This window comes from Pseudomonas sp. REB1044 (genome assembly GCF_038813925.1).
Lineage (GTDB): Bacteria > Pseudomonadota > Gammaproteobacteria > Pseudomonadales > Pseudomonadaceae > Aquipseudomonas > Aquipseudomonas boreofloridensis.
In genome coordinates this window covers 2082774-2104471 of the sequence record NZ_CP046139.1, presented here as the reverse complement: position 1 = coordinate 2104471, position 21698 = coordinate 2082774, and the positions used below count along the sequence as shown (strand labels likewise).

Genomic DNA, 21698 nt, shown 5'->3' with positions numbered 1-21698 from the left:
CGGCCCACAGTATTTCAAGATCGAGAAGCCCGTGACGATATCAGATAACGCACACCCCTCCCCTGTTTCCATCACGCTGCCAGATGGATCAATTCGTACCTACGACAACCCCGTCACTGTCCACGACGTAGCAGCATCCATCGGCGCCGGTTTGGCACGTAGCACGGTGGCAGGAAGGGTTGATGGCCGCTTGGTGGACGCCTGCGAGATGATTGACCGCGATGCTAAATTGCAGGTAATCACCCCTAAAGATGATGAAGGCTTGGACATCATCCGTCACTCATGCGCCCACCTGGTTGGCCATGCACTCAAACAACTCTACCCGACCGCAAAGATGGTGATTGGCCCGGTGATCAATGAGGGCTTTTACTACGATGTAGCGTTTGAACGGCCATTCACCCCGGCAGACCTCGAAGCCATCGAAGCTCGCATGCGCGAGCTGATCGCCAAAGAGTACGATGTCGTCAAGCGCATGACGCCGCGCGATGAGGCCATCCAGATCTTCAAGGCACGACACGAAGACTACAAACTTCGGCTGATCGAGGACATGCCAGATACCCAGGAGATAGGGCTCTACTTCCACGAAGAATACGTGGACATGTGCCGCGGCCCTCACGTGCCCAATACTCGCTTCTTGAAGGCATTCAAGCTGACCAAGCTAGCGGGCGCTTATTGGCGCGGTGATGCAAAGAACGAGCAGCTACAGCGCATCTACGGAACGGCTTGGGCCGATGCGAAGCAGCTGTCAGCCCATCTCATTCGACTTGAGGAAGCCGAGAAGCGTGACCATCGCAAGATCGGAAGAGAACTCGACCTTTTCCATTTCGAGGATGACGCACCAGGATCAGTTTTCTGGCACCCGCGGGGATGGACGGTGTTTCAGTCTCTCATAGCCTACATGCGACGCCGACAGAATGACGCGGGCTATGTCGAAGTGAACACGCCAGACGTCATGGATCGCAGCCTGTGGGAAACGTCCGGGCACTGGCATAACTATCGTGATCACATGTTCACGACCGAAACCGAGGATGGTCGCGCCCTAGCTCTCAAGCCAATGAATTGCCCCGGCGGCACCCTCCTCTATCGACACGGTCTCAAGAGCTATCGCGACTTGCCAATTCGCATGAGCGAATTCGGTAAGGTGCATCGGTATGAGCCCTCCGGCTCTCTCCATGGGTTACTTCGGGTACGTCACTTCACCCAAGACGACGCGCACATTTTCTGCACCCCCGAACAGATGAACGAAGAGTGCCGATCCGTCGTGGACCTAGTACTGGACATCTATCGCCAGTTTGGCTTCGAGGATGTGCGAATCAAGCTGTCTACTCGCCCCACCAACCGAATCGGCAGTGACGCAACCTGGGATCAACTAGAAGGGGCGCTTATCCACTCCCTCGAAAAAATGAACCTCGATTATCAGGTCAGTCCAGGTGAAGGTGCATTCTACGGACCCAAACTTGAGTTTGTTCTACGCGACGCGATTGGCCGGGACTGGCAATGCGGCACGCTTCAAGTCGACATGAACCTACCTGAACGGTTCGGCATCGAGTACGTCGACGAAGATGGCCTTCGCAAGCGCCCTGTCATGCTGCACCGCGCACTATTCGGCTCTCTGGAGCGTTTCACCGGGATCATGCTTGAACATCACTCCGGCAAGCTTCCAGCTTGGCTTTCACCTATCCAGGCGGTCGTCTGCTCTATTTCGCAACAGCATGCAGACTATGTTCGAGACATCGCCTCATTGCTGCGCTGCAGAGGTCTACGAGTTGAGACCGATACCCGAAACGAGAAAATTGGCTACAAGGTTCGGGCGCAGACAATTCAACGTGCCCCGTTCCTCCTAGTGGCCGGGACGAAGGAGCAGGAAGAAGGCACCATCGCTATTCGCAGTCGAGACGGCGAGAATCTGGGCGTGATGGAGCTAAATGCAGCCGCAGATTGGCTTCTTTCGAAGGTGGAGGCCCCAGATGCACAGCAGCGCCGGGAGGCACTTAAGAAAGTTTACGAGCGTTTGGAAGCCACTAAGGCCAAGCAACCAGCTTGACTTGAACTGGGCGCGCTCAACCACGCGCGCCCAGCGCAAGCGCTTGAGTCTACATTGCTTCGTAAGCGGCCAGCGAACCCACCTTGCGATCGTTAAGCAGGCGTCCACTGGTACGGCAACAAGGCCTCAATCTCGCTCGCCCGTTGAGTGGGCAGTCGCTTCAGCACGTCCTTGAGATAGGCATACGGATCATGCCCATTCATGCGCGCCGACTGGATCAAGCTCATGATCGCCGCTGCACGCTTGCCGCTACGCTGTGACCCAGCAAGCAATCAATTGGCACGACCAAGCGCCCACGGTCGTATCTGGTTCTCGACCTGGTTGTTATCGATGGGTAAGGCGCCGTCTTCCAGGTAGCGCGTCAGCGCTACCCAGCGTTTCAAGCTGTAATCGAGAGCCTTGGCGATGGCCGAGCCTTCGGGCACCAGCTCGCGCTGGGTCAGCATCCAGTCATGCAGCTTTTCAGCGATGGGAACCGCGTCGCTCTGACGTATTCGTCGGCGATCTTCTTCGCTCAGATCCTAGGCCTGTCGTTCGACCTCGTAGAGCGCACCAATCGTCAGAAGGGCCTGCCGGCCAACTAGCTCTTATTCGCCGTATGCAAATCGTAGAACTTGCGTCGTGCGTGGGCCATGCAGCCAATCTCTACGATGCCCTGGTCGAAACTGGCCTTGTAGCCGGCAAAGTCATCGCACACCAACTTGCCGCGACAGTCGCTGAGGAAGTTACGTGCATGCTCGCCGGCAGGGCTTGGGCTGAAGTCGTAGACCACGGACTTCAATTCTGCGTAAGCCGTGGTGCTGTAGGCCCACACATAACTCCGATGGGTTTTCTTTTCACCCGGTGCCAACATCTGTACCGGTGTTTCATTGGCGTGGAGACCGGTTGAGCCAGCACCGCTTCACGCAGGGCATCAACAAGCGGTTGAAGCTGCACGCCGGTTTCCCCAACCCAGCGTGCCAGCGTCGAGCGTGGAGTTGCCAAGCCAGCACGGCCAAAGATCTTTTCCTGTCGGTATAACGGCAGATGGTCCGCGAACTTGGCCACCATCACATGGGCCAGCAGTCCTGCGGTAGGGATACCTTTATCGATGACGTGTGCTGGAACCGACGCCTGGGTCAGGGTTTCACAACCTCGGCACACCCACTTTCCGCGTACATGCTGCTCAACCGTGAATATACCCGGCGTGTAGTCGAGCTTTTCGCTGACAGCTTCACCGATGCGCTGAAGCTGGCAGCCACACGCGCATTGGGTGTTGTCGGGCTCATGGTGGATAACTGTACATGGAAGCTGTGGAGGCAGTGGTGCGCGCTTCGGTTTTTGGCCTGGCTCTTTCGGGGCGGGATCGGGGTGAAGTGCATTCAACTCCGCCTCGATAGCCTCAAGGTCGATGTTGAGCAAGTCATCGAGCAAGCGGCCTTGCTCTGGGCTGATTTGTTCGCTGCGCTTGGCGTACTTATGGCGTTTGAGAACGGCGATCTCGTGCGTGAATTGCTCGATGATGATCTTGTCGTTCTAGAGCTTGCGACTCATCGACTCGACTTGAGACTGCAATGTCAGCGTCTGTTCAAGCAGCGCACGCAGCTCTGCTGGGGTCAGTTTGTCGAGGTCAGAGTAAAGAAGTCATGCCGCCAATAATGCCAGAGCAACACACTGGCGGCGATTGGTGGTTAGGCCAATAGTCAGTATTAAAGCCGTGTGATGGTGCTGTTGGCACCCATGCGTTGCCAAGGTGACCCTACGATGAGCGCCTGAACTTGCTCGCTGTCCAGTTCCACTTGAGCGCCGTGACGAATGACCGGCCATTGGAATTTACCTTGGTTGAGTCGACGTGCTGCGAGCCAAACGCCAACGCCATCATGCACCAGCACTTTCATCCGGTTGGCGCGGCGGTTGGCGAAGAGATAAGCGCAGTGCGGCTTCGCCGCACCGAAGACCGCGACAACACAGGCCAACGCCGTTTCGGTGCCGGCACGCATGTCCGTGGGCTCGGTGGCGAGCCAGATCATATCGATGCGGATCATTTGACGAGGCTACGAATGAAGCGCGCACAGCCGTCGGGGTCGACAGTGGGCCAAGTCACCGTGAGTGTTTGCTGTTTGAATGGAATTTCAATACGCGCCAACGTTGCTTCCAAAGGCTCAGATTCAGACTTCATCGTCAGTGGCAAGAATGCCGGGAGCGCGTCAGGTTGACGATCGCGATAGAGCGGTATCCATTTGCGCACCAGGTCAACATTGATGCCATGGCGCAAGGCGATGCTGGCGATCGACACGTCAGGTTGCAGGCATTCCTGAACAACTTGGGCTTTGAACGGTTTTGGATAAGAGGTGCGCTGGCGCATGGTGATTCTTGCGGTAAGGGCGATGGTGTCCACGTATTTTTAGGTGGACACCACCGCCCTTAATGCTGGGATTCTGAAGGTGTGTTCGCTGGCCGCTTACCTCTTTCGCACGCGCGTAATATTTGCATCGGAATATCTGCCGCATGAAGCTCACGCGACAGGGTCTGTATTCACAGCCGCGGAGCGGCGCCCAGTTCGCTTTGGATCAACTGCTTTTCATAATCTTTGCGCTCTTGCATCGCCTGCTCTGAGCGGTCCATGAGCGAAAACAGAACAATCCCAATGAATGCAGTCAGCATAGAGAAAAGGGCTGGATACTCGTAAGGATAAACCGCTTGCTTATGCCCAAGTACGTTCACCCAGACAGTTGGACTTAGCACAGTTAGAACCACGGCACAAAGCAAGCCCAGCGACCCGCCGATCACTGCGCCGCGGGTTGTCAGATCTTTCCAATAAATGGAGAGCAAGAGCACAGGAAAGTTAGAGCTAGCGGCAATCGAGAACGTAAGACTGACAATGAACGCGATGTTCTGTTGCTCAAAAGCAATGCCAAGAAAGATGGACAGCACTCCTAAGCTCAGGGTAGTGAACCGAGAAACTATCAACTCTTCGCGTTCGCTCGCACCGCCGCGGCGTAGCACCTTTGCGTACAAGTCGTGAGAGACAGCTGATGAGCCCGCCAGCGCTAAACCCGCCACCACCGCGAGTATGGTCGAGAAAACGACAGCGCAGATGAAACCGAGGAATAGATCACCACCGACTGCATGTGCCAAGTGGACTGCAACCATGTTTGTCCCGCCAACTAAAACACCATCGGCGCTATGGTATGCCGGATCTCCAGATACCAGGACGATGGTTCCGAAACCAATGACTATGATCAGCGCGTACCCTATGCCAATGACCCCAGTAGCGTGCAGAATACTCTTTCGCGCCGCCTGCACGTCGATCACAGTAAAGAAGCGCATAAGAATATGCGGCAGCCCTGCCGTACCAAAAATCAACGCCATGCCGAGTGACACAGCCGATACAAGGTCAGTTACCAAACCGCCAGGGCTGAGAATACCGCTGTGATTAGGATGTACCGCTACGGCTTCACGAAGCAGACTATCAAAGCTGAAATCAAACTGACGCAACACCATCAATGCCATGAATGCACACCCGGCCAGCATTAATATCGCCTTGACGATCTGAATCCAAGTGGTGGCAAGCATACCGCCGAAGTATACGTGGATGACCATCAGACAGCCAATCAGCACCACCGCGGACTTATAGTCGAATCCGAACAGCAATTCGACCAGCTTGCCAGCAGCCACCATCTGCGATACCAGATACAACAACACAATGATGATCGAGCTGGATGCCGCGAACGCTCGTACCGGCCGTTGCCTTAGGCGATACGACACTACATCGGCCAAAGTGAAACGCCCCAGATTACGGAGTGGTTCAGCGATGAGTAATAGGATGATCGGCCAACTGGCCAAAAATCCGATCGAGTAAATCATTCCGTCATAGCCGCTACTGAAAACTAACGCGGAAATTCCTAGCAAAGCCGCGGCAGACATATAATCGCCCGCTATGGCCCATCCATTCTGCAACGCACTTATACGTCCGCCCGCAGTGTAATGGTCAGCAATGGTATTGTTCCGTCGCGCAGCCCAGCGGGTGATCCCTAAGGTCGCACTCACAAACAGCAGAAACATGCAGATGGCGATGCCGTTGCTGCCACCACTCACATGAGTAGCCGCGAAAGTTGGGGTGGTTGCTGCCAGTAAAATCAATGCCCCTAGCGCTTTCATGGCCGCCCTCCTTCGCGCGCTTGCGCAACCAACGGGTCGAACACACGATTCGCCCAGCTTACGTACACCGCGACGATGAAGAATGTCAGTCCGAACAGACCAAATCCGGCCACAAAACCCCAGGTAACCGTGGCTCCCGGCAGCGCAGTGGCTAATGCCGTAGGTTTCAAGACCAGGATGAGGATGAATCCGAAGTAGGCGCCCAACATGAGTAAGGTGAGCTGACCACACAACTGACGCCGGCGGCGGATAAGGTTGACCTTTGCGATGCAGGGCGCCACTGTTGTAGGACTTGGTTTGACGTCATGAGTCGTTTCAGCCATCGCACTCTCCGTGGGGCAGGCTTGTTTCAGTGGTTGTTGAGAAGCGTGGAGTCAGCTAGCGAGCCGTTACAAGTTCGAAGGCATGGCTGCTACCGCATCGGGACCTCAGGCGAGCTTTAGCGCTCGGCCGTTTCGCAGCTGTGGTCACTGGCTAATTGAGCCGGTATGGCGGCGTCTAGGTGCCCGGCATTGCCGCATCACCCACAATCTCAGCTATAAGCACTCCACGTTGAGGGCGGGTGACGAACGCAGAATTTCTCAGCAAGGCGATCCAATTGCGTTCGTACGTGGCACCTTGCGCACGTGGATAGGCTGAAGAACGATTGCTGAGGTTCCCGATCACCTTTTGAATAGTGGTACGGGCAAGCTCAGGCGTAGCAGTCTTGATGTCCACTAATCCTTTTCGCGAATCGGGAGAGGTGACATATAATTCTGCCAGCACTCTCTGTTGAGGTTAGTCAGCAGAGCCACCTGAGACATGCACTATCAGAAAATTTGCTGTCAGTGACATATATTTTCGCATCTCTACCACCGTCAACGTCCACGCGCCACGCTGGTAGCGGATGGGAAGCACAACTACCGGCTATCCCATACGTCCTTGTCAGTAGCTGTGCTTCCAGTTTTATATTTCCACAAAGAAACAACTTCTCATAGGCTTCATAAGTATTATTTTGCAGTTTCCCAGTTCGGTTTTTCCGCCCCCCCTAATTGAATCGCCCATGGTTTCCAGCCACTCTCCGGCCCCAGAAAATAGCGTTTCTCATGCGCGACTGGCGACGGCGGCGTAACACCGCTGTGTCGACGCGTACGCGCATAGAACATCTCGATATAAGCGAAAATATGTTCGGGCTTCGTCACGCGCTCCGTAGATCTTCCGACAGATTCGCCCCCGCTTCGAAAGCTGGAAAAGGCGTTCGGCCGCCACTTGGTTATGGCAGTCCCTCGCAGCTTGCGCACGCCGCTCTTGGGGCTTGCTGTAGACCTTGATCCCTGCGTGGAGGCCGTGTACGGATATGCCCAGGCGCTGAGCCACACCAGCGACAGGCTTGCCTTTTCTCGGTCACTTACGTGACCGCTTCGATTTTGAATGCTTCGGGGAAACGCTGACGGCGCAGCACCTCCTATTCGGGCCTCAATACGAGGCCCAAATAGGAGGTGCCTGGGAAACCAAGGGCGATTCAACGGCCTTTGGACGCAGCTTTCACAAAATGCCGACATTCCGAGAGGCATAGTCAGCCTGCTTCGATACGTTCTTCTGACCCGCCAACATGGCGGGTTTTCTTTTGGGCTCGACAGCCCTCACGCCGCCTACATTAATAGCCTTCAGCCATCAGTTCCGGTGCATTTACTCAGCACGTTCGCTACGATCGGCCCTCGCCCGCCCATGATACTGAGTCGATGACCATGAAACTGCTTGCCGTGCTGATCCAGGTGCTACTCGTGCAGACGGATTGGCCGACACTGGAACGTCCCCGCCGCGTCTTCACCCGCGGATTCGTCGCCACCTGCCTGATGGTCGCTGTTATCGAATGGATGGTCTTGAGCGCACTGTTCAAGGGTTGAGCCCTACCTGCCATCACTGAGCAAGCGCGCGTCGCCGGGCTGCCCGGAGGCTCGTCTACACTGACCCCTGTCATCCACCGCAACCCAAGAGACGCTCATGAAACGACTCCACGCCCTGCTCACCGGGCTGCTGCTCGCGTTGGGCCTGGTCAGCACCGATGCCGTGGCCGCTGGCGAGCCAAACGCACCCATCCAGTTTGGCGCCATTGGCTGGGAAAGTGGCGCATTGACTACCGAGATCCTGCGCCTGATCGTCGAGAAGGGCTACGGCTACCCAACCGACACGCTGCCCGGCAGCACCGTGAGCATGGAAGTGGCGCTGGCGCGCAACGACCTTCAGGTGATTGCCGAAGAGTGGGCTGGGCGCAGTCCGGCCTGGGTCGAGGCCGAGAAAAAAGGCGAAGTGTTCGCGCTGGGTGATACGGTCAAGAATGCCGTCGAAGGCTGGTATGTCCCGGCTTACGTGATCAAGGGCGATCCGGCCCGCTCCATCGAAGCGGCGGCGCCGGATTTGAAAACCGTAGCCGACCTACAGCGCTACGCACAGGTGTTCAAGGACCCGGAGGCGCCCAAGCAAGGACGTTTTCTCAACAGCCCCAGCGGCTGGACTTCGGAAATCGTCAACAGTCAAAAACTCAAGGCGTACAAGCTCGACGACCTCTACGTCAACTTCCGCACAGGCTCGGGCGCGGCGCTGGACGCAGAAATCAACTCGGCCATTCGTCGCGGGCGCCCCGTGCTGTTCTATTACTGGAGCCCCACCCCGCTGATGGGCCGCTACGATCTGGTGCGCCTCGAAGAGCCTCCCTTTGATCCCAAGGCGTGGGCCACATTGACCGATCCGAGCAACCCACATCCTCAAGGCAGTGCTTCGCTCCCTACCAAACTGTCGATCGGCGTATCGAAAGCCTTCAAGAACCAGTACCCGGATTTGGTCGCACTGTTCGAGCAGGTGGACTTGCCCATCGACATCCTCAACCAGGCGTTGGCCAAAATGAGCGAGAAGCGCCAGGACCCACGCAAGGCGGCTGAAGCGTTTTTGCGCCAGCACCCCGAAATATGGCACGCCTGGATGCCATCGCCAGTCGCGGACAAGGTCGCAGCAGCCCTGTAGCGGCGTGTAGGCATGCAAAGAAATGTAACACCCTACTCCTTGGAGCCGGCAGCGCCTGGACTACGCTTGAGCCCATGTGATGCCGGGCCCCTCTGACGGTGCAAACCGCCATGTCGGAATCACTGTTGCCATGCAACGTCGACAATCAAGGAGGGGCTCATGACAGCTCTGCAGACATTCCTCACTTCTCCCCTGCTCGGCACCAGCACCTGGTTGTGGCTGGTGTTCATCACCATCGTCATTGCCCTGCTGGTGCTGGACCTGGGCGTACTGCATCGGCAGGAACGTGAAATCGAGATGCGCGAAAGCCTGCTGCTGTACTCAGGCTACTTCAGCGTGGGCGTGCTGTTCGGTGCATGGGTGTGGTTCGAGCTGGGCGCACAGTCGGCGCTGGAGTTCTATACCGGCTTTCTCGTCGAGCAATCGCTGTCGATGGACAATGTGTTCGTCATGGCGATGATCTTCAGCTTTTTCGCCATTCCCCGGCGCTACCAGCACCGAGTGCTGTTTTGGGGCATCATCGGGGTGGTCGTGCTCAGGGCGATCATGATCGGGGTGGGCGCAGCGCTGGTCCAGAACTTTGCCTGGGTGCTCTATCTGTTCGGCGCATTTCTGCTGTTCACAGGGATCAAGATGGCCTTGTCCAAGGAAGACAGCGAGCCTGACCTGGCCAACAATCCCATCCTGCGCTTCGTACGCAAGCATTTGCGGGTGACCGACCAGTTACACGGCAAGCGTTTCTTCGTCCGCCTGACGCCCCCGGGCCAGAGCAAAGCGCTGCGCTATGCGACACCGCTGTTCATGGCCTTGGTCCTGATCGAACTGGCCGACCTGGTGTTCGCGGTAGACAGCGTACCGGCGATTTTCGCCATCACCCAGGACCCATTCATCGTCTACACCTCGAACATCTTCGCCATCCTCGGCCTGCGCTCGTTGTATTTCGCCCTGTCAGCGCTTATGCACCGCTTCATCTACCTCAAATATGCCTTGGCATTGGTGCTGATCTTCATCGGCTGCAAGATTTTCTACCATGGCCTGATCGGTGAAGTGCCCGCGCTGCTCTCGCTGGGGGTCACGCTCGGGCTGCTGCTGGGCGGGGTACTCCTGTCACTGTTCAAGACCCGGCATGATCGAGGCGACGGAGCCGCCGACAACGGCAAGCCCTCGTGAATCCGGACGGGCCTCGATGCGCACTGGAGACCTGTTCACTGGCTGCTGCGCAGCATCTCTCTGGGCACGTATTTGCCAACCTCGTACTTGCCGATGGCAGCCCGATGCACTTCATCCGGCCCATCGGCCAGGCGCAGGGTACGCTGCATGGCGTACATGTAGGCCAGCGGGAAGTCACCACTGACCCCCGCGCCGCCATGGATCTGTATGGCGCGATCAATCACGCGCAACGCCACGTTCGGCGCCACCACCTTGATCTGGGCGATCTCGCTGCGCGCGACCTTGTTACCCACTGTGTCCATCATGTAGGCGGCCTTGAGGGTCAGAAGCCGCGCCATGTCGATCTCCATGCGTGAATCGGCGATCTTGTCGATATTGCCGCCCAGGCGTGCCAGCGGCTTACCGAACGCCGTACGCGCCACCGCACGTTTGCACATCAGCTCCAACGCTCGCTCGGCCATGCCCAGCGAGCGCATGCAGTGGTGTATACGCCCAGGCCCCAGACGCCCCTGAGCAATCTCGAAGCCTCGGCCCTCACCGAGGATGACGTTTTCATAAGGGACGCGCACGTTGTCGAACAACACCTCGGCGTGGCCGTGCGGTGCATCGTCATAGCCGAACACCGGCAGCGGCCTGACGATCTTCACGCCTGGCGCATCGGTGGGCACCAGAACCATCGAGTGTTGCTGATGCCGCGGGCCGTCCGGATTGGACAGACCCATGAAGATCATCACCTTGCAGCGCGGATCACACGCGCCGGACGTCCACCACTTGCGCCCATTGATCAACCACTGATCACCCTCGCGCACAGCGGTGGCCGCCATGTTGGTGGCGTCCGAGGAAGCCACGTCAGGCTCGGTCATGGCGAAGGCCGAGCGGATCTCGCCACGCAGCAACGGCTCCAGCCAGCGCTGCTGCTGGGCCGCAGTGCCATAGCGCACCAGGACTTCCATGTTGCCGGTATCGGGTGCCGAACAGTTGAACGGCTCCGGCCCCAGCAGCGAGCGCCCCATGATCTCGGCCAGGGGGGCGTATTCCAGATTGGTCAGGCCTGCGCCGTAATGCGATTCCGGCAGGAACAGGTTCCACAACCCTTGCGCTTTGGCCTCGGCCTTCAGCGTTTCCATGATCGCAGTGGGTTGCCAGCGGTCGCCCTCGGCCACCTGACGCTCGAACTCCGCCTCAGCGGGGTAGACATGGGTGTCCATGAACGCGATGACGCGCTCGCGCAGCGCCTGGACCTTGGGCGTATAGGCGAAATCCATAGAGAGGTTCCTGTGCGCAATGGAATGACTGGACTGCAGACTAGAGCAGCAGGCATCAATCCATCCAGTCTATTTTCTCTGTATATTAACATTCATAACCGATATATGATCCCGCGATAACATCAATCAAGAGCGGCGCACCATGAACCTCAGCAAGGTCGATCTCAACCTGTTCATCGTCTTCGACGCCATCTACACCGAGGCCAACCTGACGCGCGCCGGGCAGATCGTCGGCATCACCCAGCCAGCCGTGTCCAACGCCCTGTCACGCTTGCGTGAAACCTTCAACGATCCGCTGTTCGTGCGCACCGCCCAAGGCATGGTGCCCACCCCCATGGCGCAGAACATCATCGGCCCGGTGCGCAATGCCCTGGCGCTGCTGCGCACGTCGGTGCAGGAAAGCCGTATCTTCAATCCGCAGCAGGCGAACAAGACCTTTCGCATCAGCATGACCGACCTGACCGAGGCCGTGATCCTGCCCCTGCTCTTTCAGCGCTTGCGCCGCGTGGCCCCCGCCGTGGTGATCGAAAGCTTCCTGGGTAAACGCCGGGAAACCACCAAGGAACTGGCAGCAGGACGCCTGGATTTCGCCGTGGATGCACCGCTGAACACCGACCCACAAGTGCGTCACGTCAAGTTGATGGAGGACCGCTACGTCTGCGCCATGCGCCAGGGCCATCCCCAGTCGGGTAGCACATTGACCCTTGAGCACTATCTAGGCATGACCCACATCCACATTTCAAGCCGCCGCAATGGCTTGGGTTACGTCGACCTGGCATTGGGCAAGATGGGGGTGCAACGCAAAGTGGCCCTGCGCTCGCAGCACTACCTGATGGCGTCCCAAGTACTGCAGCAAACCGATATGGTCATGACCGTACCGGAACGTTTCGCCCGACGGCACCAATTACGCTACCTGTCTTTGCCCGTCGAGATTCCGCCGCTGGAAACGCACCTGTACTGGCACGAGAGCACAGATCAGGATCCCGCCAACCGCTGGATGCGCGAACAAATCATCGAGTTGTGTCAGCACGTGGTGGCGCAGGATGAACGAGCGCTTTCAGCAGGCCAGCCCGGAAATAACGATTAGATTTATTTCTATGTAAATCCATATATTTAGGAAATATTTCTATTTGAAAACGGAAAACATAGAAAATATGAAAGATCGTTTTTAGGTCAGGGCCTAACATGGCGGGTACCCTAGTAACCGCCTCGGATTCACTATGCCTGTCAGCCCACTCTATTTCGACTATGCCGCCACTACCCCGATCGATGATCAGGTCCTGGAAAGTATGCTGGCCTGCATGAGCCGCCATACGCACTTCGGCAACCCTGCTTCACGCGGCCACGCCTATGGGCAAGCCGCCCGCAAACTGGTCGAGCAGGCGCGAGAACAAGTCGCCAGGCAACTCGGCGCGGTACCCGACTCGATCGTATGGACCTCCGGGGCAACCGAGTCCAACAACCTTGCACTCAAGGGCATCTGTCATGGTATGGATAAGCCAGGACACCTCGTCACCAGTCAGTTGGAGCACAAGGCGGTACTCGACACAGCCGCCTACCTTGAGCGCCAAGGTTGGACCGTCACACGCCTGGCACCGGATGACCGTGGGCTGATTCAACCTGAGGCCGTACGCGCGGCGCTGCGCCCCGACACCCGGCTCGTGTCACTGATGGCGGTGAACAACGAACTGGGCACTGTCACCGATTTCGCCCGCATCGGCCACTACGTAAGAGCGCACGGGGCGCTGCTGCACGTCGACGCCGCGCAGGCGGTGGGCAAGGTCGTGCTAGACGTCGAGCGCCAGGCCGTTGATCTGATGTCGGTGTCCGCGCACAAGGTCTACGGCCCCAAAGGCATTGGCGCCCTCTACGTCGGCGAGCGTGCGCGCCCGCTGCTGCACGCGCAGATGCACGGCGGCGGTCACGAAGGTGGAATGCGCTCTGGCACCTTGGCCACCCACCAGATCGTTGGCATGGGCAGCGCATTCGCCCTGGCGGGGCTACTGGCCGAGGACGAACAACGTCGCATCCAGGCATTGTCACAGCGCTTGCGCAATGGGCTGCTGGGCCTGCCGGGCGTGGGTCTCAACGGCTGCGCCGAGCAGCGTATTGCGCACACGCTGAACCTGTGTATTCAGGCCAAGGGTTTCAACGTCGAGGCGCTGGCCTCGGAACTGGCGATCTCATCGACTTCGGCCTGCAACTCGGCCAGCAATGCAGCTTCGCACGTGCTGCTGGCGCTGGGCATGGGCGAGCAGCAGGCGCGCAGCAGCGTACGCATCAGCCTCGGGCGCTACAGCAGCGAGACGGACGTGGACAAAGCGGTCGAGGTGTTCCGCCGCGTCATCATGGCTGGAGCGAGCGCACTGTGGTAACTGCCTGATCGTGCGCAGACTGGACCAGACGCTGCAACTCACGCCGAACCATGGCCACGAAAGGCGGCGAGTCCATCTGATAGAGCTGAGCCGCCACCCAGTCGAACCACGCACCCTGCATCGCCGCTCGACAGGCCAGCATCCGCTGCGCCTCTCGCACGGCCTCGGCCTGATGCCGCTGATGAAACGCAGCACGATCCAAGGGCCGGGATCGCGCTTCGCTCATTCGCTGGCCTTGAACGTGGTCAGCTCACCCTTGCGCCACTTGGCGACCTTGCCGGTCACAGCCTTGAGCAACTTGCCGAGGCCCTCGGTGATTGGCTGATGCGCGGCGAACACCAGCATCACGCTGTGGCCGTCGCGAAAGACGATCCCTTCGCCTTCGGCAACCGAGACGAAGGCATAGTCGCCTACGCCATAGACATTGAACTTGATTTCGCGAAAGCGCAGTTCGAGCTTACCGCCTTCGCGACTGGGCAATACCGCAGCCCGGAAGTGGTCGCCCACCTTGAGTTCCAAGTGCTGCTTGTCGTCCACCACCAACGCGCTGTCGGTGTCGATCTCAGCCATGTACAGGCCGTCAGGATTTTGCTCGGTGACATAGACGAAGCGGTTCTGAAAGAGTTTGACCAGCTTGCCGCGCAAGTCGCCCAAGGCGAACAGGGCGTGGGTATCCAGTGTACTGACTGCCAATGAAGTGATCCTCGAACCTAATGTTACCCGCCGCCATACACGGCCGTGCAGGCATGACGCGGAGGCCATTTCAACGTGAAGTCTGAAAGGTTAGTGACATGATGTGCCCGACGTCTGTGAAGCTAGGCGATACGAAGAGCAGGATTCTTTACCCTGAATCGCCAGCAGACTCCCCAGAAAACGCTTCATGCCAGTCCCACAGGGGAACCAGCACCGTCTGACAACAACGCCGCTGGAAAAGATGCAATAGATAGCGTCAGGCCCTCGGCAGATCGGGCCCTGCAACGTATCCGCGCATTTACAGGGGAAGGAATATGCACGAAAACACCGAAATCCGTCGAGAGGTCTCGAGTATTTCTTACATGCAGCAACTGACGAATACCCTGCGGTTCGTCGTTGTCCCGGCCGGAATACAATTCTTTCACGTCACAGACCGCACCACCGGCAGGGTCAAAGGTTTCCGCCGCAGCCACCTGGAAGCCTGTGCACTGGCACGTCTGTTGGACGACTGTGCAGCGTGAAGCCTGCACCGCGCGCGATGGCAAACGGCTGAAAATGCAAAAGGCCCTGCGCGTAAGCTGCAGGGCCTTGTTGCTGAACGCCTCGATCAGATCTGCCGCTGGTGGCGATCCAACTGCTCGTGACGTTCCTGGGCTTCGATGCAATACTTGGTGGTTGGACTGATCAACAGGCGCTGCAGACCAATCGGCTCGCCACTGTCATCGCACCAACCGAAGCTTTCGTCGGCGATGCGACCCAGGGCCATCTCCAACTGCGGCAGCAGGCGCTGATCGCGCTCGATGGCATTGACCAACCAGTGACGCTCTTCCTCGACCGAGGCGACATCGGCGGGATCGGATGGCGTATCCAGGCTTTCGATGGTCGCGCGGCTCAGCTCGATACGCTCGTGGGTCTCGACTTTCATCGCTTGCAACATCGCGGTGAAGTACGCGAGCTGATCGGCATTCATGTAGTCATCGGCCGACATGGCCAGCAACTGTTCCTTGGTCATCGAATTCTCTATGAAAAATGTGCATTTGGGCGATTCGGGTACCACCGGCGATGGCACGCCGATGACGGAATTCTTCAAGCGCCAACCGGCACTCTTTTGCAGGGGGCGGCAGTCTAAGGTGCCAAGCCCCGGGGGGCAACAGCCAGCGTGGGGAATTTGCCTGAAACGGCAAGGATTCCGCCGGCCGGGCTGTCGATCGGCCACTGCCGGACAGGGCAAGGCGCGCTGGCCACGGGCGTACTATGCAGCAACTCGACAGCCCCGACCAGTCGGCGATGCGACGCGGGCGGGCGCATCGCCGTCGCCCGCCACGCGCCCAATGTGTTCAGCGGTCCTTGAACTGCGCCTCGCGCTTGGCGATGAACGCGGCCATGCCCTCCTTCTGGTCTTCGGTGGCAAAGGCCGCGTGGAACACCCGACGCTCGAAGCGCACGCCCTCGCTCAAGGTGACCTCGAAGGCGCGGTTGACGCTTTCCTTGACCATCATGCTCATCGGAATCGACTTGCTAGCGATGCTTGCGGCGACCTTGAGCGCTTCTTCCAACAGCTCAGCCTGGGGCACAACGCGTGCCACCAGCCCTGCCCGTTCGGCCTCCTCGGCGCCCATCAGGCGACCGGTCAGGCACAGCTCCATGGCCTTGGCCTTGCCCACCGCGCGGGTCAGACGCTGGGTACCGCCCATGCCGGGCAGTACACCCAGGTTGACTTCCGGCTGACCGAACTTGGCATTGTCCGCTGCCAGGATGAAGTCGCACATCATGGCCAACTCGCAACCGCCGCCCAGGGCGAAGCCAGAGACTGCCGCGATGATCGGCTTGCGTCGGTTGGCAATGCGGTCGGCATCGCTGAACAGGTCGTCGACGTAGATCTGCGGGTAGCTCAGCTCGGCCATCTCCTTGATGTCGGCGCCGGCAGCGAACGCCTTGGCCGAGCCGGTGATCACCACACAGCCGATGTTCGGATCGTGCTCGAGCTGGTCCAGGGCCTGGTTGACCTCGGCGACGATCTGCGCGTTCAGGGCATTGAGCGCCTGGGGACGATTGAGCGTGATCAGCCCGACTTTGCCGTGGATGTCCAGCAGGATTGTTTCGAATGCCATGCAAGCTGCTCCTTCAAAGGTTGCGCGCAATGACCATGCGCTGAATGTCACTGGTGCCTTCGTAGATCTGGCACACCCGCACGTCGCGGTAGATACGCTCCAGCGGGAAGTCCTTCAGATAGCCATATCCACCGAGCGTCTGCAAGGCGTCGGAGCAGACCTTCTCAGCCATTTCCGAAGCGAACAGCTTGGCCATCGACGCCTCGACCAATGCGGGGCGCCCGGCATCGCGCAAGGCGGCGGCATGCAGCACCATCTGCCGGGCCACGGCGATGCGCGTGGCCATGTCGGCCAGACGGAAAGCCACGGCCTGGTGTTCGAGCAGCGGCTTACCAAAACTGTGCCGTTCGCGTGCATAGTCACGGGCGACCTCGAACGCGGCACGGGCCATGCCTACGGCCTGTGCGGCGATGCCAATGCGTCCGCCCTCCAGGTTGGCCAACGCGATGCGATAGCCCTCGCCCTCCTCGCCAAGGCGATTGGCCACTGGCACCTTCACATTATCGAAAACGATCTGACAGGTGTCCGAGGCGTGCTGGCCGAGCTTGTCCTCGACCCGCGCCACCTGATAACCCGGCGCGTCAGTAGGCACGATGAAGGCGCTGATACCGCGCTTGCCGGCCTCGGGGTCGGTGACGGCGAACACGATCACCACCCCGGCGTTCTGGCCTGAGGTGATGAACTGCTTACTGCCGCTCAATACATAATGATCGCCGTCGCGGCGGGCACGGGTTTTCAGGCTGCTGGCGTCGGAGCCCGCCTGCGGCTCGGTCAGGGCGAAAGCCCCAAGCATGCTGCCGCTGGCCAGCGGGACAAGGAATTGCGCCTTCTGTTCTTCGGTGCCGAAGCGCAGGATTGGTACGCATCCCACCGAGTTGTGCACGCTCATGATGGTCGAACAGGCGCCGTCGCCGGCGGCGATCTCCTCCAGCGCCAGGGCATAAGCGACATAACCGGTGTCGCTTCCCCCCACTGCTCCGGCACCAGCATGCCGAACAGACCCAGCCCGGCCATTTCCTCGATGGCCTCGCGCGGGAAGCGATGCGCCTTGTCCCATTGTTCAGCGAACGGCTTGAGCCGCTCCTGAGCGAAGTCCTTCACCGCGTCGGCGATCTGTTGTTGCTCGTCAGTTACCAGCATGGTTCACCTCAGTACAGGCATTCGACCGCCATCGCCGTGGCTTCGCCGCCGCCGATGCAGATGGCCGCGATGCCGCGGCGCAGGTTGTTCTGGCGCAACGCCCAGAGCAGGGTCACCAGAATGCGCGCGCCCGACGCGCCGATGGGGTGACCCAGGGCACAGGCGCCGCCATGGATATTGACCTTGTCGCGGGGCAGGTCCAGATGCTTCATGGCCGCGAGCGTCACCACGGCAAAGGCTTCGTTGATCTCGAACAGGTCCACCTCGGCCAGGCGCCAGCCGGTGCGTTCGACCAGCCGCTCGATGGCCCCGATCGGCGCGGTGGGAAACAGCGCCGGACTGTCGGCAAACGCCGCATGCCCATGGATCACTGCCAGCGGTCGCAGGCCCCGTTTCTCGGCCTCGCTGCGACGCATCATCACCAGCGCCGCTGCGCCGTCGGAAATGGAACTGGAGTTCGCCGCCGTGACCGTACCGCCGTCGCGAAAGGCTGGCTTGAGCTGAGCGATCTTGTCCAGACGCGCCTTGGGCGGCTGCTCGTCGTGCTCCACCAGACGTTTCTGTTTGCCGTCGGTCACCTCCACCGCAACGATCTCATCAGCGAAACGGCCGTGGTCGATCGCCGCTTGTGCACGAGTCAGCGAGTCGATGGCGAAGGCATCCTGCGCCTGGCGATCGAAGCCGTTGGCCTGGGCGCAGTCCTCGGCGAAGGTGCCCATCAAACGGCCCTTGTCGTAGGCGTCCTCCAGACCATCGAGGAACATGTGGTCGAGGATCCGGCCATGCCCCATGCGGTAACCGGCCCGCGCCTTGTCTAGCAAATACGGCGCATTGCTCATGCTTTCCATGCCACCGGCGACCACCACCTCGGCACTGCCGGCCGACAACAGGTCATGGGCCAAAATGGCCGCCTGCATGCCAGAGCCACACATCTTGTTCAAGGTGGTGCAGGTGGTGTGCCTGTCCAGACCGGCGCCCAGGGCAGCCTGTCGCGCCGGTGCCTGGCCGAGCCCGGCGGGCAGCACGCAGCCGAACAGCACCTGCTCGACACTGTCGGGTTGCAGGCCGGCGCGCTCCACGGCGGCGCGGATCGCGGCACTGCCCAATTGCGGCGCCGTGAGGCTCTTCAGATCGCCCTGCAGCCCGCCCATGGGCGTACGCACGGCACTGACGATGACGATGGGATCGTTGGCGAGGGCCATGTAGCGTTCTCCTTATCTGGCAGCCATGCGCAGCGCGCCGTCGAGGCGAATCACCTCGCCGTTGAGCATGCTGTTCTCAATGATGTGTCGGACCAGCGCAGCGTACTCATCTGGCCGCCCCAGGCGTGGCGGGAATGGCACGCCAGCGGCCAACGAGTCGCGGACCGGCTGGGTCATGCCGGCCATCATCGGTGTTTCGAAGATGCCCGGAGCAATGGTCATCACGCGGATGCCGAAGCGCGCCAGCTCGCGCGCTGCGGGCAAGGTCAGGCTGGCCACCGCCCCTTCGAGGCGGCATAGGCTGCCTGGCCGATCTGGCCATCATAGGCGGCCACGGACGCCGTGTTGATGATGACGCCACGCTCGCCGCCTTCATCGGCAGGACTTTCACTGATGGCCGCAGCGGCCAGGCGCAGCATGTTGAAGCTGCCGATGAGGTTGACGCTGACCACCTTGGCGAAGCTGGCCAGGGCATGCGGCCCCTCCTTGCCCAGGACTTTCTCGGCGCCGACGATACCGGCGCAGTTGACCAGCCCTTGCAGGCTGCCGAAAGCGTTCACTGCTGCCGCTACGGCGGCCTGCGCCGCCTGCTCGTCGCTGATGTCGGCCACCGCGAAACGGGCATTGTCACCCAGTTCGCGCGCCTTGGCCTCGACCGCCTGGGCATTGACATCGACCAGCATCACGCGGGCGCCCGCCTCCACCAGCGATTGCGCGGTGGCCGCACCCAGGCCCGAAGCGGCGCCGGTGACGATGAAATGGGAGTTCTTTAGGTTCATGGATAGCTTCCTTCAGGCGCTGGCAGCGGGGGTCTGCGCAGCCTGTTGCTTGACGATTTCCTGGTTGCGCAGGATGAAGCGTTGCAGCTTGCCGCTGGGGTCTTGGGCAGCTCTGCGACGAATTCGATTTCGCGTGGGTAGGCGTGGGCGTAAAGCCGCTGACGCACATGCTGACGCAGGGTTTCCTCGAGTTCCGGGCTCGGGCCATGGCCCGTGCTCAACACCACGAATGCCTTGATCAGTTCGGTGCGCTCAGGATCGGGCTTACCGATCACGGCGGCCTCGACCACCGCCGGGTGCTCGATCAGCGCGCTTTCCACATCGAACGGCCCGACGCGATAGCCGGAGGTGGTGATCACATCGTCGTTGCGTCCGACGAAGCTGATGCTGCCGTCGGGGTTGAGCTCGACGGTGTCGCCGGACAAGTAGTACTTGCCGACGAAGGCTTTGGTCGGCCCCCCGTGATAGCCGTCGAACCAGCACAGCGGCGATTGCTCGCGGTCCACCGCCAGCACGCCGGGTTGGCCCGCCGCCAACTCGTTGCAGGCCTCGTCCAGCACCACGATGCGATGCCCCGGCACGGCGTAGCCGGCCGAACCCATGTGGACCGGGTGGGCCAGACCGTGGTGGTTGCACAACACCATGCCCAGCTCGGTCTGCCCGTAGTGGTCATGGATGGTCACGCCCAGCTCGTCGGCGAACCAGCGGATCACCTCGGGATTGAGTGGCTCGCCAGCACTGCTGACCACGCGCAAACGCCCTTCGATCGGCGCCGAAAAGGCGCTGCCAGCCGCGATCAGCAGGCGATAAGCCGTGGGCGACCCAGCCAGGTTGCTGATGCCCAGCTTGTCGATCACCCGCGCGCAGCTCTCGACGCTGAATGGACCATCGTAGAACGTGGTGGCATGCCCCAGGGCCAGCGGGCCGGTGACCGCGTAGTAGAGTCCATAGGCCCAGCCAGGATCGGCCAGGTTCCAGAAGTTGTCCTCCGGGCGCAGGTCGATGGCCTCGCGCATGTAGCCCTGAAACGCCACGATGGCGCGCAGCGGCACTTCCAGCGGCTTGGCAGGGCCGGTAGTACCGGAGGTGAACATCAGCAGGAAGGGGTCATTGCCGCTGCGCATCACCGCCTCGCGCAGGGGCTCGGCGGCGTCGCGCAATTGGGCGAAGTCGGGCTCGCCCGCCGCAGCGCCCACGGTGATGATTGCCGGCTCGCACGACAGTCCGTCGAGCTTGGGGCGGTTGTGCCGATCGGTCACCACCACACGGGCATGAGACTGCTCCAGGCGGTGCTCGATGGCCTTCGGCCCGAAGGCCGTGAACAGCGGTTGATAGACCGCCCCAGGCGCCAGGTGGCCAGGATGGTCACCAGCAACTCGACCGTGCGCGGCATCAGCCCGGCGACACGGTCGCCGGCGCCGACCCCGCGATCCTTGAGCACCGTGGCAAAACGCTGCGACTGCACCTGCAACTGTTCGAAACTGTAGCGACGGGTAGTGCCGTCGCGGTCCTCGCAAATCAGCGCGATCCGGTCGGCACCGACGTGTCGATCACAGCATTCGAGACAGGCATTGAGACGCTGGAGGGTGCCGTGCAAGGCCTCCTCGGTCGTTCGGGCATAGTCGAAGGCGCGCACGGCTTCGGCATGGTCACGCATCGTCGGACTCCTGTTGTTGTTATGGGAGCAAGAGACATGGGGTCCGACGATGTTGGCGCTGCCAGCCAGGGCCTACAATGGCCAAAGCTGTCAATGTGGTTGAGCGTTATGGCCATGCTCGC

At 60.1% G+C, this 21698-nt stretch carries 16 protein-coding genes and 5 pseudogenes; 6 read left to right on the top strand and 15 right to left on the bottom strand.

Features of this window, described 5'->3' with window-relative positions; genetic code table 11:
* Window positions 1-37 precede the first annotated feature (37 nt).
* A complete protein-coding gene (thrS, locus tag GKC70_RS09765) occupies window positions 38-2044 on the top strand; it encodes a threonine--tRNA ligase (RefSeq protein ID WP_342651494.1) in 2007 nt (668 codons plus the stop codon).
* Between the two features lie 92 nt (window positions 2045-2136).
* Here thrS and GKC70_RS09760 read toward each other — a convergent pair.
* From GKC70_RS09760 to GKC70_RS09735, 6 genes and pseudogenes are all read right to left on the bottom strand, one after another.
* A pseudogene (locus tag GKC70_RS09760) lies at window positions 2137-3643 on the bottom strand (IS66 family transposase).
* An 89-nt stretch (window positions 3644-3732) separates the two neighbouring features.
* A complete protein-coding gene (tnpB, locus tag GKC70_RS09755) occupies window positions 3733-4068 on the bottom strand; it encodes an IS66 family insertion sequence element accessory protein TnpB (protein WP_342651182.1) in 336 nt (111 codons plus the stop codon).
* A complete protein-coding gene (locus GKC70_RS09750; RefSeq protein WP_342651181.1) occupies window positions 4065-4388 on the bottom strand; it encodes a transposase in 324 nt (107 codons plus the stop codon). The genes tnpB and GKC70_RS09750 overlap by 4 nt, the downstream gene beginning before the upstream one ends.
* 170 nt (window positions 4389-4558) lie before the next feature.
* Window positions 4559-6184 (bottom strand): cation/acetate symporter ActP, encoded by a 1626-nt coding sequence (gene actP / locus GKC70_RS09745; RefSeq protein ID WP_342651180.1) that lies wholly within the window; start codon window positions 6182-6184, stop codon window positions 4559-4561.
* The gene (locus GKC70_RS09740) at window positions 6181-6507 is read right to left on the bottom strand and encodes a DUF485 domain-containing protein (RefSeq protein ID WP_342651179.1); all 327 of its coding nucleotides are present in this window, start codon (window positions 6505-6507) and stop codon (window positions 6181-6183) included. The genes actP and GKC70_RS09740 overlap by 4 nt, the downstream gene beginning before the upstream one ends.
* Before the next feature lie 732 nt (window positions 6508-7239).
* A pseudogene (locus GKC70_RS09735) lies at window positions 7240-7447 on the bottom strand (IS3 family transposase); the annotation flags it as partial.
* A 458-nt stretch (window positions 7448-7905) separates the two neighbouring features.
* Here GKC70_RS09735 and GKC70_RS09730 point away from each other — a divergent pair.
* From GKC70_RS09730 to GKC70_RS09720, 3 genes are all read left to right on the top strand, one after another.
* The gene (locus GKC70_RS09730) at window positions 7906-8070 is read left to right on the top strand and encodes a hypothetical protein (RefSeq protein WP_155290531.1); all 165 of its coding nucleotides are present in this window, start codon (window positions 7906-7908) and stop codon (window positions 8068-8070) included.
* Between the two features lie 97 nt (window positions 8071-8167).
* A complete protein-coding gene (locus GKC70_RS09725; protein WP_342651178.1) occupies window positions 8168-9184 on the top strand; it encodes an ABC transporter substrate-binding protein in 1017 nt (338 codons plus the stop codon).
* Between the two features lie 159 nt (window positions 9185-9343).
* Complete coding sequence (locus tag GKC70_RS09720) at window positions 9344-10354, top strand: TerC family protein (protein WP_295482842.1); 1011 nt, start codon at window positions 9344-9346, stop codon at window positions 10352-10354.
* Between the two features lie 35 nt (window positions 10355-10389).
* On the opposite strand, the gene GKC70_RS09715 is transcribed toward GKC70_RS09720, so the two are convergent.
* Window positions 10390-11619 (bottom strand): acyl-CoA dehydrogenase, encoded by a 1230-nt coding sequence (locus GKC70_RS09715; protein ID WP_295482854.1) that lies wholly within the window; start codon window positions 11617-11619, stop codon window positions 10390-10392.
* Between the two features lie 142 nt (window positions 11620-11761).
* Between GKC70_RS09715 and GKC70_RS09710 the strand changes: the two genes are divergently transcribed.
* Both GKC70_RS09710 and GKC70_RS09705 read left to right on the top strand, forming a co-directional pair.
* A complete protein-coding gene (locus GKC70_RS09710) occupies window positions 11762-12706 on the top strand; it encodes a LysR family transcriptional regulator (RefSeq protein WP_342651177.1) in 945 nt (314 codons plus the stop codon).
* A gap of 133 nt (window positions 12707-12839) precedes the next feature.
* Window positions 12840-13994, top strand: coding sequence for a cysteine desulfurase family protein (locus GKC70_RS09705; protein WP_342651176.1), 1155 nt, complete (start codon window positions 12840-12842; stop codon window positions 13992-13994).
* On the opposite strand, the gene GKC70_RS09700 is transcribed toward GKC70_RS09705, so the two are convergent.
* The 8 genes and pseudogenes from GKC70_RS09700 to GKC70_RS09665 all read right to left on the bottom strand — a co-directional run bounded on the left by GKC70_RS09700 (window position 13966) and on the right by GKC70_RS09665 (window position 21576).
* Complete coding sequence (locus GKC70_RS09700) at window positions 13966-14220, bottom strand: hypothetical protein (protein ID WP_052192082.1); 255 nt, start codon at window positions 14218-14220, stop codon at window positions 13966-13968. The genes GKC70_RS09705 and GKC70_RS09700 overlap by 29 nt on opposite strands.
* Window positions 14217-14687 (bottom strand): hypothetical protein, encoded by a 471-nt coding sequence (locus GKC70_RS09695; RefSeq protein WP_039578521.1) that lies wholly within the window; start codon window positions 14685-14687, stop codon window positions 14217-14219. The genes GKC70_RS09700 and GKC70_RS09695 overlap by 4 nt, the downstream gene beginning before the upstream one ends.
* A gap of 607 nt (window positions 14688-15294) precedes the next feature.
* Entirely contained in the window at window positions 15295-15699 is a 405-nt protein-coding gene (locus GKC70_RS09690; protein WP_029612337.1) for a TraR/DksA C4-type zinc finger protein, read from the bottom strand.
* A 325-nt stretch (window positions 15700-16024) separates the two neighbouring features.
* Window positions 16025-16798 (bottom strand): enoyl-CoA hydratase, encoded by a 774-nt coding sequence (locus GKC70_RS09685; protein WP_295482913.1) that lies wholly within the window; start codon window positions 16796-16798, stop codon window positions 16025-16027.
* 13 nt (window positions 16799-16811) lie between these two features.
* Window positions 16812-17938 (bottom strand): annotated as a pseudogene (locus GKC70_RS09680) (acyl-CoA dehydrogenase).
* Between the two features lie 8 nt (window positions 17939-17946).
* Window positions 17947-19140, bottom strand: coding sequence for an acetyl-CoA C-acyltransferase (locus GKC70_RS09675; RefSeq protein WP_342651175.1), 1194 nt, complete (start codon window positions 19138-19140; stop codon window positions 17947-17949).
* Between the two features lie 12 nt (window positions 19141-19152).
* Window positions 19153-19919: pseudogene (locus GKC70_RS09670) on the bottom strand (SDR family NAD(P)-dependent oxidoreductase).
* A gap of 12 nt (window positions 19920-19931) precedes the next feature.
* Window positions 19932-21576: pseudogene (locus GKC70_RS09665) on the bottom strand (AMP-binding protein).
* Between the last annotated feature and the right edge of the window lie 122 nt (window positions 21577-21698).